15 protein-coding genes and 1 tRNA gene are annotated in these 16,434 nt (G+C 66.6%); 9 read left to right on the top strand and 7 right to left on the bottom strand.

What is annotated here, in order from left to right:
• The first annotated feature begins 49 nt into the window (after positions 1-49).
• Positions 50-376, top strand: coding sequence for a hypothetical protein (locus A9975_RS05225; protein ID WP_183031683.1), 327 nt, complete (start codon positions 50-52; stop codon positions 374-376).
• On the opposite strand, the gene A9975_RS05220 is transcribed toward A9975_RS05225, so the two are convergent.
• From A9975_RS05220 to A9975_RS05195, 6 genes are all read right to left on the bottom strand, one after another.
• Positions 373-1,305, bottom strand: coding sequence for a site-specific integrase (locus tag A9975_RS05220; RefSeq protein WP_255503067.1), 933 nt, complete (start codon positions 1,303-1,305; stop codon positions 373-375). The genes A9975_RS05225 and A9975_RS05220 overlap by 4 nt on opposite strands.
• Positions 1,306-1,568: 263 nt before the next feature.
• Positions 1,569-1,655 (bottom strand) — tRNA-Leu (locus A9975_RS05215).
• 240 nt (positions 1,656-1,895) lie between these two features.
• Positions 1,896-3,215 carry an MFS transporter gene (locus A9975_RS05210; protein WP_370563956.1) on the bottom strand — a complete coding sequence of 440 codons (1,320 nt, stop codon included), beginning with the start codon at positions 3,213-3,215 and terminating at the stop codon, positions 1,896-1,898.
• 93 nt (positions 3,216-3,308) lie between these two features.
• Positions 3,309-4,643: an amidase gene (locus tag A9975_RS05205; RefSeq protein ID WP_183031680.1), complete on the bottom strand. Its 1,335-nt coding sequence runs from the start codon at positions 4,641-4,643 to the stop codon at positions 3,309-3,311.
• Complete coding sequence (locus tag A9975_RS05200; RefSeq protein WP_183031679.1) at positions 4,640-5,317, bottom strand: DUF2848 domain-containing protein; 678 nt, start codon at positions 5,315-5,317, stop codon at positions 4,640-4,642. Before A9975_RS05200 ends, A9975_RS05205 begins: the two co-directional genes overlap by 4 nt.
• A gap of 43 nt (positions 5,318-5,360) precedes the next feature.
• Positions 5,361-6,059, bottom strand: a complete 699-nt coding sequence (locus A9975_RS05195; RefSeq protein WP_150990592.1) for a GntR family transcriptional regulator — start codon at positions 6,057-6,059, stop codon at positions 5,361-5,363.
• A gap of 410 nt (positions 6,060-6,469) precedes the next feature.
• On the opposite strand from A9975_RS05195, the gene A9975_RS05190 reads away from it, so the two are divergent.
• Positions 6,470-7,309, top strand: coding sequence for an IclR family transcriptional regulator (locus A9975_RS05190; protein WP_255503066.1), 840 nt, complete (start codon positions 6,470-6,472; stop codon positions 7,307-7,309).
• 30 nt (positions 7,310-7,339) lie between these two features.
• Here A9975_RS05190 and A9975_RS05185 read toward each other — a convergent pair whose 3' ends face one another.
• Positions 7,340-8,587 (bottom strand): Zn-dependent hydrolase, encoded by a 1,248-nt coding sequence (locus A9975_RS05185; RefSeq protein WP_183031678.1) that lies wholly within the window; start codon positions 8,585-8,587, stop codon positions 7,340-7,342.
• Between the two features lie 278 nt (positions 8,588-8,865).
• Between A9975_RS05185 and A9975_RS05180 the strand changes: the two genes are divergently transcribed.
• The 7 genes from A9975_RS05180 to A9975_RS05150 all read left to right on the top strand — a co-directional run bounded on the left by A9975_RS05180 (position 8,866) and on the right by A9975_RS05150 (position 16,382).
• Positions 8,866-10,443, top strand: a complete 1,578-nt coding sequence (locus tag A9975_RS05180) for an ABC transporter substrate-binding protein (protein WP_255503076.1) — start codon at positions 8,866-8,868, stop codon at positions 10,441-10,443.
• Between the two features lie 170 nt (positions 10,444-10,613).
• Positions 10,614-11,564 carry an ABC transporter permease gene (locus A9975_RS05175; RefSeq protein WP_183031677.1) on the top strand — a complete coding sequence of 317 codons (951 nt, stop codon included), beginning with the start codon at positions 10,614-10,616 and terminating at the stop codon, positions 11,562-11,564.
• Between the two features lie 27 nt (positions 11,565-11,591).
• Entirely contained in the window at positions 11,592-12,479 is an 888-nt protein-coding gene (locus A9975_RS05170; RefSeq protein ID WP_183031676.1) for an ABC transporter permease, read from the top strand.
• A 7-nt stretch (positions 12,480-12,486) separates the two neighbouring features.
• Positions 12,487-13,569 (top strand): ABC transporter ATP-binding protein, encoded by a 1,083-nt coding sequence (locus A9975_RS05165; RefSeq protein WP_370563953.1) that lies wholly within the window; start codon positions 12,487-12,489, stop codon positions 13,567-13,569.
• 46 nt (positions 13,570-13,615) lie between these two features.
• Positions 13,616-14,644 (top strand): ABC transporter ATP-binding protein, encoded by a 1,029-nt coding sequence (locus A9975_RS05160; protein WP_255503065.1) that lies wholly within the window; start codon positions 13,616-13,618, stop codon positions 14,642-14,644.
• 104 nt (positions 14,645-14,748) lie between these two features.
• Positions 14,749-15,939, top strand: coding sequence for an amidase (locus tag A9975_RS05155; RefSeq protein WP_183031674.1), 1,191 nt, complete (start codon positions 14,749-14,751; stop codon positions 15,937-15,939).
• Between the two features lie 32 nt (positions 15,940-15,971).
• Positions 15,972-16,382 carry a DUF3830 family protein gene (locus tag A9975_RS05150; RefSeq protein ID WP_183031673.1) on the top strand — a complete coding sequence of 137 codons (411 nt, stop codon included), beginning with the start codon at positions 15,972-15,974 and terminating at the stop codon, positions 16,380-16,382.
• Positions 16,383-16,434 lie beyond the last annotated feature (52 nt).

The following is a 16,434-nucleotide window of genomic DNA, read 5'->3' as shown; positions in this document are numbered from 1 at the left end:
AAACGAATCATCGAGTTGACCCGCCTGGCTTGGCGGATTGGAGAACAAAATGAATGAGTCGGACCTGATCGAGCGCCTGGCTGCCGCAGTGGCCGCCCAGGTGAAGCCCAGCCTGCCCCTGGCCGTCCAATTGTGGAACCTGGAAATGATCGGCGCCTACTTGCAGCGCTCGCCGCGCGTCGTGGGCGAGCGCATTGTTACCCTGCCAGATTTCCCCAAAGCCATCCGCTTGCCAGCCGCCCGCGCGAAGAAGGCGGGGGGCGAAGAGGAAAAGGACAAAGGCAAGAGCCTGCCGCTCTGGAAGGCGTCGGAGGTGATCGCCTGGACAGAGGGGCACCGCGACAAGGTCGTCGGGCGCCCGCGCCGGACCGACTAACCGAGGATGGCGGCAATGTCTGCCGCCGACTCGTTGTAGTAGGTCATCAACTCGTTAAGGTCCGTGTGCCCGGTCATCCGGGCCAGGGCCAGCGGCTGCAGCTTCTTCGCCAGGCGCGTGATCGCCTCGTGCCGAGTGTCGTGGAATGTCAGGTTTTTGAGTCCTGACCGATCGCGCCCCTTCCTGAACAGCGCATCCCTGCTCTTGTCCGATAGATTGAACAGCGGCTCGCCGGCCTCCACCGCTGGCAGCAGCTCGAGCAGTTCAATCGCCCGCGAGGACAAGGGAACATCGCGCGCGCCGCCGTTCTTGGTCAACGGCAGATGCGCCACCTTGGCCACCTTGTCGACCGTCAGGCTGGTGAGCCCCAATATCTCGCCAGACCGCATCGCCGTCTCGATGGCGAACAGGAAGGCGACAGCCACGCGCTGCACCGGCAACTCGACCGGCAGACCCTCTCGGAACCCCAGCGACTGGACAATCAGCCCTGCCTCGGCATCCGTGATGCGCCGCTCGCGCGGCGGGCTATCCGGCGGCCGGCTGACCGTCTTCATTGGATCGGTCAGAAGCAGGCCCCACTCGTCGCGCGCCACCTTCAGGGCATGCGACAGCAGCGACATCTCCCGCGACACCGAAGACCCCGCCACCTCCCTCTCCCGGGCGTCGCGCCACGCGGTGATGTGATGAGGCTTGAGGTCCATCAGGCGGATATCGCGGAAGGGCTTGCCCTCGACCTCCTTCCGGCCGATTAGCTCGAGCCGCAGGAGCTCCCATCGGCTGCCACGCTTCTTCGGGCTGACGTCCTTTTGGTACTTGTCCAGGACATCGCCGACCGTGTGGGTCTTGCTTCCCATCCCGGCGTCGATCGAGCGCATTTCCGTCTCACGCTTGGCCGCCCAGGCCTGCGCCTCGGCCTTCGTGTCAAACATGCGGGAATCGCGTACGCCCTTCACCTTCACCTGCGCGCGCCAGCCTGTTGCGGACTTCGTAAAGTGTGCCATTTCATGGGGCCGAACGTGGGGCCGTTATGGGGCCGGAGCGCCGATTATAAGTGAAATGGGAATGTGCAGAGTGCAGCGAAGCGATTGCCGCAATTCACCCGCCAAGCCTTGTACAGCTTAGCTTTGCGGGCTCAAGTGATGCCGAAATGCGGGAGGTGAAGCGAGGTGAATAAGTGATGCTAAAAAGACTTTGGTGCGAGGGAGGGGACTCGAACCCCTACACCATTGCTGGCGTCAGGACCTAAACCTGGTGCGTCTACCAATTTCGCCACCCTCGCAGTCCCTGCGGCATGCATCCCTGGAGGGAGGCCGCTGTGCTCGTTGTCTTACAGGCGTGCCGGGCAGCGTGTGAGATGTCACAAGAGCACAAAAGCAAACAGGCGGCTGAAACTGCCCGCCTGGCTTGCGTTACCTGTGCTGCCGGCGCACTTTGCGCATGCAGCGCAACGAGGCAGCGGATTCTAGCGCAAAGCGCCGCTGGAATCCAGCCCCCTCGCGCTGCCGGGGCATCTCTTGGGCTATGCCTTCGCGCTGACCTTGGCTTTGATGCATGCCAGCACCAGGACGGTGGCGCAGGCTTCCAGCGCGGCGACAAAGTACAGGCCGGACGAGAGCTGGCCGGAGCTGGTTTTGAACCAGCCGATCATGTAGGGCGCGACGAAGCCGGCAAGGTTGCCGATGGAGTTGATGAGAGCGATGCCGCCGGCGGCGGCGGTGCCGGCGAGGAAGGCGGAGGGCAGCGACCAGAAAACCGGGAAGGCGGCCAGGATGCCGACGGAGGCGATGGTGAGCGCCACCATGGCGAGCACAGCGCTGTGCAGCCACATGCCGGTGAGCACGAGGCCGGCGGCGGCCATCAGGGTGGCTAGCGCGCAGTGCAGGCGGCGTTCGCCGGTGCGGTCGGAGTGGATGCCGTTCCAGACCATGGCGAGGGTGCCTGCGATGAAAGGGATGGCCGAGACGAGGCCGATCTGCAGGTTGCCCTTGACGCCGAGCTCTTTGATGATGGATGGCGACCAGAAGGCGATGGTTGCGTTGCCGCTGACCACGCAGAAGTAGATGGCGGCGCAGATCCAGACGCGCGAGTTGGTGAAGGCGGCGCGCAGCGAGGAGTGCTTGGCGGGGTCGCGGTTTTCGGCTTCGATCTCGCGGGTGACGAGGTCGCGTTCGCTGGGGGTGAGCCATTTGGCGCTGATGGGCTTTTCAGGCAGGAACATCAGCACGGCGATGCCGGCGAGCACGGAGGGGATGCCTTCGATGACGAACAGCCATTGCCAGTTGGCGAGGCCGTCGACGCCTTCCATGCTGCTCATGATGAAGCCGGCGAGCGGGCCGCCGATGACGCCGGCGATGGCGAACGAGGTCATGAACAGGCCGTTGATACGGGCGCGGCGCTGGGCGGGGAACCAGTAAGTGAGGTAGAGCACGACGCCGGGAAAGAAGCCGGCTTCGAACACGCCGAGCAGAAATCGCAGGGCGTAGAACTGCATGGGGGTCTTGACGAAGATCATCGCCATGGAGGCAAAGCCCCACAGGATGGTGATGCGGGCGAGCGTGCGGCGCGCGCCGATTTTTTCCAGCAAGAGATTGCTGGGCACTTCGAACAGGAAGTAGCCGATGAAGAAGATGCCGGCGCCGAAACCGTACACGGCTTCGCTGAATTGCAGGTCTTGCAGCATCTGCAGCTTGGCAAAGCCGACATTGACGCGGTCGATCCAGGCGAGCACAAACAGGAAAACCAGGAAGGGAATCAGCCGCACCGCGATCTTGCGGTAGGCCTCATTGCGCTCTGCCGGGGTGTGGGCCGGGCTTTCCAGGGCGCCAGGGGCGCCGGTCATCACGGAAGACATCGGTGGTACTCCTTGGGTGTTGATTGACGGGGCCGCGCTGCCTGGTCGCGGCCCTCGGTCTTTTCTGCTGGCGACTACGCGTTACTGCAGCGCGGCTTCGATGGCGCCGGCCACCTGCAGCACGCGCGCGTCGCGCCCGTTCAGGCCGCCGACGCTCAGCCCCATGCCCTGCTCCGCCGCCGGCATGGGCAGCGATACGGCGCAGCCGTCGAGGAAGTTGAGCACGCTGGGGTTGCGCAGCACGAGGCCGTTGGTGGCGAAGAAGGCATCGTCGCTTTGCAGGGCATCGAGCCTTGGCGGGCGCACGGCAACCGTGGGCATCAGCCAGGCGTCGGCTTCGCGCAGCAGGTCGGCGGCGCGAGCCTGCATGGCGCGGCGCTCGGCCAGCAGTTCGATGTAGTCGGCGGCGCGGAGTTGCTCGCCGCGGCGGATGCGCATGGCAACGCGCTGGTCGTAGGCATCGCCGCGTTCGGCCAGCAACTGCTTGTGCCAGTGCCACGCTTCGGCCGCAGTCAGGCCGCCGGCGGCGTTGATCTGCGGCAGGCGCTTGAGCTCGGGGAAATCGAACGGGATGATCTGCGCACCGAGCCGGGAGAGCGTGACGAGCGTGGCGTCGAAGGCTTGGGCGACTTCGGCGTCGAGGCCGTCGCACACGAAATCTCGGGTCACCAGCAGACGCAGCCCGGCCAGTGGCGCGGGGCGGCTGTCCAGCGTTTCGCCGCTGACGATGGCGTCGAACGCGGCGCAGCAGGCAACCGAGCGCGCCAGCGGGCCGGCGGAGTCGAGCGAGGTCGACAGTGGCACGGCGCCGGTCAGCGGCACGCGGCTTGCGGTGGGCTTGAAGCCCGTCAGGCCGCAGAACGCGCTGGGGATGCGGATGGAGCCGCCGGTGTCGGTGCCGAGCGCCGCGACGGCCATATCGAGCGCCACGCTGAGCGCACCACCGGACGTGGAGCCACCCGCGATGCGTGCGTCGTCGAAGGGCGTGCGGGGCGTGCCGTAGTGCGGGTTCAGGCCGAGGCCGGAGAACGCGAACTCGCTCATGTTGGTGCGCCCGATCAGCACGGCGCCGGCGGCGCGCAGGCGCGCCACCACGGGCGCGTCGGCGCTGGCGGGCTCGCCCGCGAGCGCTTTCGACCCGGCCCGGGTCACCTGCCCTTTTACGTCGAACAGGTCCTTGATGGAGACCGGCAGCCCGGCCAGCGGCGATGCCACCAGCCCTGCTGCCCGTGCCTGGTCGGCGGCGCGGGCTGCGGCCAGCGCGCCGGCGCCGTCGACTTCCAGGAAGGCGGTGCCGCCAGCGTTACGGTGGCCGTCGATGCGAGCCAGTGCCTGCTCGGTCAGCGCAACGCTGGTGGTGCGCCCGGCGGCCAGGTCGGCAGCGAGCGCGGCGATGGTTGGCAGCGCGGTGCTCATGGTGCGACCGCCAGGCATTCCACACGATAGGCATGGCGCAGCGTGCGCTTGCGCACCGGATCGTGGAGTTCGACTTCAAAGGCTTCGCCGCTGCCCAGTTCGCCAATCACGGCTTGCGTGCCGCAGAACATGGCGGTGCCCGCCGGCAGCTTGTCTTCGCCGGTGAGGCGCTGGATCAGGTCGCGCGGGTCCAGCAGGCGCGTGACCAGCCCTTCCTGGTAGAGCTCGCGCTGGCCGTTGCGGGTGCGCCAGCAGCGCATCTGCAACTGGTCCCAGTGCGCGGCGACATCGTCGAAGCGCCAGACTTCGGTGCCCAGGGGCTTGGCGCACATCTGCTTGGAGACGGTGACGTCATAGGCTTCGACCTTGCGGTCGGTGTGGTCGGAGCCCACGCCGATGTACATCGCGCCCTTGGCCGCCAGCAGCACGAACTCGATTTCGCCGGAGGAGTCTTCGCGCGGCACTTCGAGCAGCGCGTCGGTGGTCAGCAGCGAGGCGGCCAGCGGGTAGAAGCACGGCACGGTGGTCGGCGGCTTGACGCCGATCTCTTCGAGCTCGCGGATGTGGTGGTTGACGGCGTCGGCGTCGCGGCCGGTCCAGCCGGCGATGATAAGGCGCTGGATATCGAGGACGAGTTCACCCTCGCCGGCTACCTGGAATTGAAGTGTCGGCATTGCTCACTACCTGTTGCGGATGGGATGTTGCGGAAAAAAACGGTCAGATGGTCCGGATGATGTTCTTCCGGAATTCGTCAATGTGTTCGCGGATGGCCTCGCGCACCGCCGGCACATCGCGCCGCTCCAGGGCATCGATGATCACCCTGTGCTCCTGGTAGACGTTCTCCAGGTGCTGCGGGTCGGACAGCGAGAGGAACCAGAAGCGCGCCTGCTTCTCGTGCAGGCCGCGCAGCAGGTCGGCCAGCACGCGATTGCGCGAGGCGGCCGACATGGCGGTATGGAACTTGAGGTCGAGCGCGGCCAGGCCGGTGATGTCGCGCCGCGCGATCAGGTCGGGCGAGCGGTCGACGATCTCGCGCATGGCCTTGAGATCGCTCTCGTGGGCGCGCTCGCAGGCCAACGTGGCGCACAGCACTTCGTTGGTGGCGCGCACTTCGATCATGTCGAGCACTTCGTTGAGCGACAGCGGGGAGACCAGCACGCCCTTGCGCGGCAGGATCGACACCAGCCCTTCCACTTCCAGCCGGTGCAGCGCCTGGTGCACGGGGGTGCGCCCAATGCCGAGCAAGGCCGCGACCTGGGCTTCGTTGAGCGGCTCGCCAGGACGGAATTCGCAAGAAATGATGCGCCGCTTGATCTCGGCATAGGCCTGCTCGCGCAGCGCGGCGCCAGTGGCGGCGCGCGAAGCTGGCTCGGGGGTGTGATCGGCGCCGCCGACCAGCCGGATCGGGTTCGACATGGTGATTCCCGCAACGTTGAAGTTGTTGTGATACTAGTCTGATATTTCACTGATCGTCAACAAATCAGGAATGCGGGTAAACACTGAAGGAGAACGCATCGACGGCATTGCGCTGTCGCGCGTGCGCCGCGTCTCTCGCCCGCCTGCAACCAGGAAAGATCCCGGGAAGCCTTATAAGACAAGGCATTCAGCCGGCATGAGGAGGATCGCAACGCAAAATCAGCGGGCCGGCTGCATGGCCGCTATTCCCAAAGAAAGACGACCCGAATATCATGGACGGAAACCAAACGAATCGATAATCGATTCAGTTGTATATTGGTGCAATATGCATTCATCGTGGTGCAGGTCTTCCCTGCGATGGTGCTCCCGTCACCGGTACGAAGACTCGGAAGACTCTGCGGAACGCGAACATGAACCGGCAAGACCATCAGGAAAACGGCGGCGAAGCGCCGGTCAGCGGCACGGAAAGCGCCGAAAAAGCCGCTCGCCCAGACCCGCTTTTCAATCAGTCGCTGGAGAAAGGGCTGGAAGTGCTGCGGGCTTTCAGCGCGGTCCACCGCACCCTCACGCTGGCCGAGCTGGCGGGGCTGACCGGCATGACCAAAAGCTCCGCGCAACGCACCGTGCATACGCTGGAAACGCTCGGCTATGTGGCCAAGCACCCGCAGACGCGGCGCTTCCGGCTGACGCCCAAGGTGATGGAGATCGGCTACAACTACCTGTCCGCCGACGCGCTGATCCAGGTCGCCAGCCCTTACCTGTCTCAGCTCGCCAATGCCAGCGGCGAGACCGCCAACCTGACCGAGCCGGTGGGGCTGGAAATGGTCTACGTGGCACAGTTGATGACGTCGAAGTACATCCCGGTGCTGACGCCCGTTGGCATGCGCATCCCGATGTACTGCACCAGCAGCGGCCGTGCGTACCTGAGCACGTTGCCCGACGATCAGGTCATGGCCATGCTGGAGGACTCGGCCCGGGTGGCACGCACGCCGGCCACGCTGACCGATGTGGCGGCGATCTTCGAGACGGTGGTGGCTTGCCGGAAGGTGGGCTACGCCTGCAACAACGAGGAGTTGTTCCTGGGCGATATGGGCTTGGGCGCGGCCATCGTCAACAGCCAGGGGCAGGCGGTGGGTGCGGTGCATGTGTCGCCGCCGGCCAGCCGCTGGAGCATGGCCGAGGCGCAGAAAAAGCTGGCGCCGATGGTGATCGAATGCGCGTGGGCGATCTCGCGTTCGATCGCCCACTGAGAAGCTAAGTCGCTAAATCGCTAGCTCGCCTTAGCGCGCGTGCTCCAGCATCGCTTGCAGCAGCACATTGGCGCCGGCCTCGATATGCTCGGGCAGCGCGTCTTCCAGCTCGTTGTGGCTGATGCCGTCCTTGCACGGCACGAAGATCATGCCGGTGGGCGCGCGCTGCGCCACGTACACGGCGTCGTGCCCGGCGCCACTGACCACGTCCATGTGCGGCAGGCCCAGCGCGGCCGCGGCGCGGCGCACGCTGTCCACGCATGCCGGCGCGAACACGCAGGGCTCGAACTTCACCACCTGGCTGATCGACACTTCCACCGCGCCACGCTGCGCAATCTGCGCGAACGAGGCGCGCATGGCGGCGTCCATGCGGTCCAGCCCTGCCTGCGAGAGATTGCGCAGGTCCACGGAAAAGTCCACACGGCCCGGAATCACGTTGCGTGAGTTGGGCGTGACCTGCACGTAGCCTACCGTGCCGCGCCCGTGCGGGGCCTCATCCACGGCGATGCGATTGACTTCATCGATCATGCGGGCGGCCGCCAGCATGGCGTCGTGGCGCAGCGCCAGCGGCGTGGGGCCGGCGTGGGCGTCCATGCCGGTCACGGTCACGTCGTACCATTGCTGGCCGAGCGCGCCCGAGACCACGCCGATCGGCAGCCCGGCGGCTTCCAGCACTGGCCCCTGCTCGATATGCGCCTCGAAATAGGCCGCGAACATGCCGCCCGGCACTTCGCCCACGGGCTGCGCGCCGCGGTAGCCGATCTGCTCCAGCGCCTCGCCCACGCTGATGCCGTCAAGGTCGCGCTGGGCGCGGATGAACTCCGCCTCGAACACACCGGCGAAGGCACCTGAGCCCATCATCACCGGCGTAAAGCGGGTGCCCTCCTCGTTGGTCCAGAACGCCAGCTCCAGCGGCGCGCGGGTGACGATGCCCAGGTCGTTGAGCGTGCGCATCACCTCAAGGCCAGCCAGCACGCCGAAATTGCCGTCGAACTTGCCGCCCGAGGGCTGGGTGTCGATGTGGCTGCCGGTCGCCACCGCGGCCGCATGGGGATCGCTGCCGGCACGGCGCGCGAACACGTTGCCTACCTCGTCGGTGCGCACATCGAGCCCGGCCGCGCGGCACCAGCCGACCACCAGATCGCGGCCCTGGCGGTCCAGCTCGGTCAGCGCGATGCGGCACACGCCGCCCTTGGGCGTGGCGCCGATCTGCGCGAGGTCCATCAGCGATTGCCACAGGCGTGCTGCGTTGATGCGGGGAAGGTGTTGCTGATCCATGTCGGGAAGCCGGTTGGTTGGGAGTCAGACCGGGAAGTCAGCAAAAAACAGGCCATGGCAAGAACGCCAGCGGAACAACGCTCGGGTACAGGCTCAGGCATATGCACTGGCATATGACTTGCTTAACTGGTTCCGTCTCCCCTTCCCCCCACCCAGGAGCTTTGCCCGTGACCGTTTTCTCTTCCGACTCCGTAAGAAGCGTGAAACCCGGCCTGAAGTCCATCGCCGCCGCTGCCGCGATCACCGCCGTCTCGATCCTCGCCTTGCCGGGCACCGCGATGGCCGAGAAGGTACTGCGCATCGGCATGACCGCCGCCGACATCCCGCGCACGCTGGGCCAGCCCGACCAGGGTTTCGAAGGCAACCGCTTCACCGGCATCCCGATGTATGACGGGCTGACCCAGTGGGATCTGTCCAAGGCCAACGGCCCCAGCCTGCTGATTGCCGACCTGGCCACGGAGTGGAAGGTCGATGGCAAGGACAAGACCAAGTGGATCTTCAAGCTGCGCCCCGGCGTGAAATTCCACGACGGCTCGCCGTTCAACGCCGACGCCGTAGTGTGGAACGTGGGCAAGGTGCTCGACAAGACCGCCAGGCAGTTCGATCCCAGCCAGGTTGGCGTGACCGCCTCGCGCATGCCGACGCTGCGCTCGGCCAAGAAGATCGACGACCTCACGGTAGAGCTGGTCACGTCGGAGCCGGACTCCTTCCTGCCCTACAACCTGAGCAACCTGTTCATGGCTTCGCCCACGCAGTGGGACAAGAAGCTGGCCGGCGTGCCGGCCTCGGTGACCGATCCGGCCGAGCGCTCCAAGCAGGCCTGGGTGGCCTTTGCCGCCGATGCTTCCGGCACCGGTCCCTTCAAGATGAGCCGCTTCGTGCCGCGCGAGCGCCTGGAGATGGTGAAGAACGCGCAGTACTGGGACGCCAAGCGCGTGCCCAAGATCGATAAGGTGGTGATGCAGCCGATGCCGGAGGCCAATGCCCGCACCGCCGCGCTGCTGTCGGGCCAGGTCGACTGGATCGAGGCGCCGGCACCGGATGCCGTGGCGCAGATCAAGAGCCGCGGCTTTGAGGTCTACGCCAATGCCCAGCCGCATATGTGGCCGTGGCAGCTGTCGTTCGCGCCCGGGTCGCCCTGGCTCGACAAGCGCGTGCGCCAGGCGGCCAACCTGTGCGTGAACCGCGAGGGCCTGAAGACCCTGCTGGGCGGCTACATGGCCGAATCCAAGGGCATTGTCGAAAAAGGCAACCCGTGGTGGGGCAACCCCACGTTCGATATCAAGTACGACGCCAACGCCGCGCGCAAGCTGATGCAGGAAGCCGGCTACTCGGCCGCCAAGCCGATGAAGGTGAAGGTGCAGGTTTCCGCCTCGGGCTCCGGCCAGATGCAGCCGCTGCCGATGAACGAGTACGTGCAGCAGAACCTGAAGGCGTGCTTCATCGACGTCGACTTCGACGTGGTCGAGTGGAACACGCTGTTTACCAACTGGCGCATCGGCGCCAAGGACCCGAGCGCGCATGGCGCCAACGCCATCAACGTGAGCTTTGCGGCGATGGACCCGTTCTTCGCCATGGTCCGATTTGTCAGCACCAAGACGCAGCCACCGGTATCGAACAACTGGGGCTACTTCGGCAACGCGGAGTTCGACAAGCTGATCGAAACGGCGCGCACGTCGTTCGACGAGAAGGCGCGCGACACGGCGCTGGCCAAGCTGCATGCCCGCATCGTGGAAGAAGCGCCCTTCGTGCTGATCGCGCATGACGTAGGCCCGCGCGCGATCTCCCGGAAGGTCAAGGGCGTGGTGCAGCCGCAGAGCTGGTTTATCGACATCGCCACCATGTCGATGGACTGAGCCGTGCTACAGGCCGAGAACCGGGCTGTGCACTAAGCGGCCAGCGCGCGTGGCCGGTCCCGGGCCGGCCACGCGCCGCGCAATCCAGAAGATGCCCGGCCGGCATGCATCGGCCTGGCTCCCCGAGAAACCACGGCAGGCAACGCTCGCCTTCCTTCCCGGCTACGAACATGCTCTACCTGCTCCGCCGCATCGTCTACGCGATCCCCATCCTGCTCGGGGTCGCCCTGCTCTGCTTCTCGCTGGTCCATATCGCGCCAGGCGACCCGCTGGTGTCGGTGCTGCCGCCCGATGCCTCCGAGGACCTGCGCCGCCAGCTCACCGCGCTCTACGGCTTCGATAAGCCCTTCCTCGAACAATTCCTGCACTGGCTCACCCGCGCGCTGCACGGCGACCTGGGCACCTCCATCGCCACCAACCGCCCGGTGATGAGCGAGGTGATGACGGCGGTGATCAACTCGGTCCGGCTGGCCGCGGTGGCCACGCTGATCGGCTTTACCTTCGGCTGCCTGTTCGGCTTCGTGGCAGGTTACTTCCGCGATTCCGCGGCGGACCGCACGGCCTCCTTCCTGTCGGTCTTCGGCGTGAGCATGCCGCATTACTGGCTGGGCATGGTGCTGGTGATCGTGTTCTCCGTGTTCCTCGGCTGGCTGCCCGCCACCGGTGCCGGCCCCGGCGGCTCAAGCGACTGGGCATGGAACTGGGAGCATATCCAGTACATGGTGCTGCCGGCGGTGACGATGTCGGTGATCCCGATGGGCATCGTGGCACGCACCATCCGCGCGCTCGTGGCCGAAATCCTCTCGAACGAGTTCATCGTCGGCCTCAAGGCACGCGGCTTGTCGGAGCTGGCGGTGTTCCGCCATGTGCTGAAGAACGTGGCGCCCACCGCGCTGTCGGTGATGGGCCTGCAGCTCGGCTACCTGCTGGGCGGCTCGATCCTGATCGAGACGGTGTTCTCCTGGCCCGGCACGGGCTTCCTGCTCAACTCGGCGATCTTCCAGCGCGACTTTCCGCTGCTGCAGGGGACCATCCTTGTGCTTGCCGTGTTCTTCGTATTGCTGAACCTGCTGGTCGATGCGCTGCAGACCTTGTTCGACCCGCGCATCCAGCGCAACTGACGCCATCAAGGAAACCCGGGAGCCCCCATGGAAATGACTCTGAAAAAGCCCGCCCTTGTGCCCGTCGTGCAGCGCTCGCCCGGCTACTGGGCCACAGTGGGCAAACGCCTGCTGCGCAACAAGCTGGCCATGCTGGCCGCGCTGATCCTGCTGGCGCTGGTGCTGATGGCGATCTTCGCGCCCGCGCTGATGCCGGCCGATCCGTACGCGGCCTCGATCATGAAGCGCCTCAAGCCGATCGGCACGGAGCACTACCTGCTTGGCACCGACGAGCTGGGGCGCGACCTGCTGTCCCGCCTGATGCTGGGCGCGCGGCTGTCGCTGTTCATGGGCATCACGCCGGTGCTGATCGCCTTTGTGATCGGCAGCGCGCTGGGCATCGTCGCGGGCTATGCCGGCGGCTGGACCAATACCGTGATCATGCGGCTGGTCGACATCCTGTACGCCTTCCCCTCGGTGCTGCTGGCCATCGCGCTGTCGGGCACGCTGGGCGCGGGCGTCGGCAATGCGCTGCTGTCGCTCACCATCGTGTTCGTGCCGCAGATCGTGCGCGTGGCGGAGAGCGTGACCACGCAGGTGCGCAACCGCGAGTTCGTCGATGCGGCGCGCGCCTCGGGTGCGTCGTCGCTCACCATCGTGCGCGCCCATGTGCTCAACAATGTGCTGGGGCCGATCTTTGTCTACGCCACCAGCCTGATCTCGGTGTCGATGATCCTGGCCTCTGGCCTGTCTTTCCTCGGCCTCGGCGTCAAGCCGCCCGAGCCGGAGTGGGGCCTGATGCTCAACACGCTGCGCACGGCGATCTATACGCAGCCGCTGGTTGCCGCCCTGCCCGGCGCCATGATCTTCCTGACCTCGATCTCCTTCAACCTGCTCGCCGATGGCATTCGCTCGGCGATGGAAATCAAGGACTGACGCCATGATGGAAACCTTGCAAGACACGGTACCCGATGCATTGGCCAACACCGACGTCGGCGGCCCCGCGCAACCGCTGGTGATCGCGCGCGACCTGATCAAGCACTTCCCGCTCAAGGCAAAACTACCCTGGCGCAGCGGTGGCGAAGTCCGCGCCGTCGACGGCGTCAGCTTCGAAGTGAGAAAGGGCGAAACGCTGGGCGTGGTCGGCGAATCCGGCTGCGGCAAGTCCACCACCGCGCGGCTGCTGATGCAGTTGATCGAGCAAAACAGCGGCGAGCTGATTTTCGATGCACTGGGCGTGGGATCGGCGCAGTTGCCGATGAAGCGCTACCGCAGCCAGGTGCAGATGGTGTTCCAGGACAGCTACTCCTCGCTCAATCCGCGCCTGACCATCGAGGAATCCATCGCCTTTACCGCGCGCGTGCACGGCATCGACGCGGCCGAAGCCAGCGCGCGCTCACGTGCCCTGCTGGATCGCGTGGGCCTGGAGCCAACGCGCTTTGCCGGGCGCTATCCGCACGAGCTCTCCGGCGGGCAGCGCCAGCGGGTGAATATCGCGCGGGCGCTGGTGCTGCGCCCGCGCCTGGTGATCCTCGATGAAGCGGTGTCGGCGCTGGACAAATCGGTGGAGGCGCAGGTGCTGAACCTGCTGCTCGACCTCAAGGCCGAGTTCGACCTTACCTACGTCTTCATCAGCCATGACCTGAACGTGATCCGCTACCTGTGCGACCGCGTGATGGTGATGTACCTGGGCAAGGTCGTGGAGGTGGGCGACACCGAAACGCTCTACGCCAACCCCGCGCATCCCTACACGCGTGCGCTGCTGGCCTCGATGCCGGCGATGGACCCGGATCACCGCACCCAGGTTGCGCCGCTGGCGGGAGACCCGCCCAACCCGATCAACCCGCCATCCGGCTGCAGCTTCCATCCGCGCTGCGCCATGGCCGAGGACGTTTGCGCGCGCCGTGCGCCGCAGTTGTCCGACGCGCTGGCGGGGCATCCGGTGGCCTGCCTGATGGCCAACGCGGACGGCGGCCACAGTCGGCAGATGCCCGCGGCCGCCAGCCCGCTCGTTGCAGCACCCTGAGGGCCAAATCGTGAATGCACCCGTGACCGTACCCGCGAACGTACCCATGACCGCACCCAACGACAGCCCCGAACCCCAGGCAGCCGCCCCCATGGTGTCGGTGCGCGACCTGCGCGTGACCTTCTCCGGCGGCGGCAAGACCATTCGCGCCGTCAGCGGCGTGTCGCTTGCGGTGGCGCCTGGCGAGACGCTCGCCCTGATCGGCGAATCCGGCTCCGGCAAGAGCGTGACGCTGCGCGCGCTGATGCGCCTGCATCCGCCGCGCCGCACCCGCATGGAAGGCGAGATCCGCATCGATGGCACCGACGTCACCGCCCTCGATGGCCGTGGCCTCGCCCGCCTGCGCGGCGGCAAGGTGGCGATGGTGTTCCAGGAACCGTTGCTGGCGCTGGACCCGGTCTACACGATCGGCCAGCAGATCATCGAATGCATCCGCACCCACGCCCGCGTGTCCGCGGCCGAGGCGCGCCAGCGTGCGCTGCGCGCGCTGGAGTCCGTGCGCATTCCCAGCCCGGAGCGGCGCCTGGCGGCTTATCCGCACGAGATGTCCGGCGGCATGCGCCAGCGCGCCATGATCGCGCTGGCGCTGTCGGCCAACCCCAAGGTCCTGCTGGCCGACGAGCCAACCACCGCGCTGGACGCCACCGTGCAGATCCAGGTGCTGATCCTGCTGCGCGAGCTGCAACGCGAGCTTGGCCTGTCGATCGTGTTCGTCACCCATGACATCGGCGCGGCCGTGGAAATCGCCGACCGCGTCGCCGTGATGTACGGCGGGCGCATCGTCGAGGAAGGCCCGATCCGCACCATCCTGCGCGCCGCGCGCCATCCTTATACGCAGGCGCTGCTGCAAAGCCGCCAGCACGGCATGGACCGCGGCCAGCGGCTGCAGACCATCGCCGGCTCGCCACCCGATCTGTCGGCCCTGCCGCCGGGCTGCAGCTTTGCCCCGCGCTGCCCGCACGCGCGCGCGCAATGCCTGGAGGCGGTGCCGCAGGCTACCGCGCTGGGTGGCGGGCATAGCGTGAGCTGTGTGCTGGCCAGTGAGCCTGTCGCCCGTGCCGAGGCCTTGGCGTAAGCTCCGTCAATCGTTCGTGATAGCACGGCATGCCGTGCAATCCGTGCCAATATCGCCTTTACTGATTGCTACCCTAGCCTTCACTTTCACCGCTACCCGCATCCATGACCCTGGCCAGCCATCCCTCCCACGCCTTCCTCCCCTACCCTGACGCACCCGTCGCCAATGCGGCCAGCGGCCCCCTCGCCGGCCTGACCTTCGCCGCCAAGGACCTGTTCGACGTAGCCGGCTACCCAACCGGCGGCGGCAATCCCCATGTGCTGGCCATGTCGGGCATCAAGTCCACCACCGCGCCCACCGTGCAGCGGCTGCTGGATGCCGGCGCGGCCTTCGTCGGCAAAACCCATACGGATGAGCTGGCGTTCTCGATGAACGGCAAGAACGCCCACTACGGCGCACCGGTAAACGGCGCGGCGCCGGGGCGCATCACGGGCGGCTCGTCATCCGGCTCGGCCTCGGCAGTGTCCAACAAGCTCTGCGACTTCGCGCTCGGCACCGACACCGGCGGCTCGGTGCGCGCGCCGGCCAGCCACTGCGGCCTGTTCGGCATCCGCCCCACCTTTGGCCGGATCTCGCTGGCGCAAACCCTGGCGCTGTGCGAGAGCTTCGATACCTGCGGCTTCTTCGCGCGCGACATCGGCACCTTCGCCCGCGTGGCCGACGTGCTGCTCGGCAGCGACCCCCGGCCCTTGCCCGCCAGAGCGCGCCTGCTGCTGGCCGAAGACCTGTTCCGCATGCCCACCGCCCCCGCGCTGGACGCGCTGCTGCCGGTGGTCGGCGGCATCGAGGCCGCCTTCGGCAAGGCCACGCCCGTCACGGTGGCTGACCGCCCGCTGGAAGACATCTGGTGGGCCTTCCGCTATGTGCAGGGCTGGGAAGCCTGGCAGACCGACGGCGCCATGATCGAGCAATACGGACTGCAGCTCGGCCCCGACGTGGCCGCACGGTTCGCGTTCTCCAAGGGCGTCACCGAAGCCCGCCTCGAAGCCTCCAGCGCGATTCGCCGCGCCTTTACCGCGCATCTGGCGGCGCTGCTTGGCGACGACGGCATCCTGATCCTGCCGACCATGCCCGACATCGCCCCGCTGTCCGACGCCGCCGGCGAGGAGCTTGAGACCTACCGCAACCTGTCGGCGCAAACGCTGTGCCTGGCGCCGCTGTCCGGCTTCCCGCACCTGAGCCTGCCACTGGCCAGCCGCGCTGGTGCGCCGCTGGGCATCTCGCTGATGGGTCCGGCCGGCAGCGACCGCAGCCTGATTGCATTTGCCGAAAAGCTGGTCGCCGCGCTAAGCTGAGCGACCACCCCGATTTCCCCAGGAGAGCCTGAATGGCCCAGATCCGCATTACCGCCGGCGGCTACCAGTTCGTCGCCGAAACCCATCTCGACGCCCCCCTCACCGTGGCGGCCTTCACCAAGCTGCTGCCCTACCGCCAAAAGCTGATCCATGTGCGCTGGAGCGGCGAAGGCTGCTGGATCCCGCTGGGCGAGTTCAAGCTGGGCGTGGATTTCGAGAACCACACCAGCCACCCCTCGGTCGGCGACATCCTGTTCTATCCCGGCGGCTACAGCGAGACCGAGATCATCCTGGCGTATGGCAGCTGCTGCTTTGCCAGCAAGATGGGCCAACTGGCGGGCAACCATTTCCTGACGATCGTGGAGGGCAAGGAGAACCTGCGCGCGCTGGGCACCAAGGTGCTGTGGGAAGGCGCGCAGGACGTCAGCTTCGAGTTGATGTGAGATAGGGAGCGTGCTCGGCGGTTCTGCCGCCAGAGCACGCCCGGGCGCGCGC

Source organism: Cupriavidus sp. UME77 (assembly GCF_014170355.1).
Taxonomy (GTDB): domain Bacteria; phylum Pseudomonadota; class Gammaproteobacteria; order Burkholderiales; family Burkholderiaceae; genus Cupriavidus; species Cupriavidus basilensis.
The sequence above is the reverse complement of the archived record's forward strand: the minus strand, read 5'-3'. Positions and strand labels throughout refer to the sequence as shown.

Bases quoted from the DNA above. Each gene is read 5' to 3' on its own strand.
- A9975_RS05160 (WP_255503065.1), top strand. From the start codon at position 13,616: ATGACCGCACCCAACGACAGCCCCGAACCCCAGGCAGCCGCCCCCATG.
- A9975_RS05150 (WP_183031673.1), top strand. From the start codon at position 15,972: ATGGCCCAGATCCGCATTACCGCCGGCGGCTACCAGTTCGTCGCCGAA.
- A9975_RS05200 (WP_183031679.1), bottom strand. From the start codon at position 5,317: ATGCCGACACTTCAATTCCAGGTAGCCGGCGAGGGTGAACTCGTCCTC.
- A9975_RS05180 (WP_255503076.1), top strand. From the start codon at position 8,866: ATGGCCGAGAAGGTACTGCGCATCGGCATGACCGCCGCCGACATCCCG.
- A9975_RS05205 (WP_183031680.1), bottom strand. From the start codon at position 4,643: ATGAGCACCGCGCTGCCAACCATCGCCGCGCTCGCTGCCGACCTGGCC.
- A9975_RS05220 (WP_255503067.1), bottom strand. From the start codon at position 1,305: ATGTTTGACACGAAGGCCGAGGCGCAGGCCTGGGCGGCCAAGCGTGAG.
- A9975_RS05175 (WP_183031677.1), top strand. From the start codon at position 10,614: ATGCTCTACCTGCTCCGCCGCATCGTCTACGCGATCCCCATCCTGCTC.
- A9975_RS05170 (WP_183031676.1), top strand. From the start codon at position 11,592: ATGGAAATGACTCTGAAAAAGCCCGCCCTTGTGCCCGTCGTGCAGCGC.
- A9975_RS05210 (WP_370563956.1), bottom strand. From the start codon at position 3,215: ATGACCGGCGCCCCTGGCGCCCTGGAAAGCCCGGCCCACACCCCGGCA.
- A9975_RS05165 (WP_370563953.1), top strand. From the start codon at position 12,487: ATGGAAACCTTGCAAGACACGGTACCCGATGCATTGGCCAACACCGAC.
- A9975_RS05155 (WP_183031674.1), top strand. From the start codon at position 14,749: ATGACCCTGGCCAGCCATCCCTCCCACGCCTTCCTCCCCTACCCTGAC.
- A9975_RS05225 (WP_183031683.1), top strand. From the start codon at position 50: ATGAATGAGTCGGACCTGATCGAGCGCCTGGCTGCCGCAGTGGCCGCC.
- A9975_RS05190 (WP_255503066.1), top strand. From the start codon at position 6,470: ATGAACCGGCAAGACCATCAGGAAAACGGCGGCGAAGCGCCGGTCAGC.
- A9975_RS05195 (WP_150990592.1), bottom strand. From the start codon at position 6,059: ATGTCGAACCCGATCCGGCTGGTCGGCGGCGCCGATCACACCCCCGAG.
- A9975_RS05185 (WP_183031678.1), bottom strand. From the start codon at position 8,587: ATGGATCAGCAACACCTTCCCCGCATCAACGCAGCACGCCTGTGGCAA.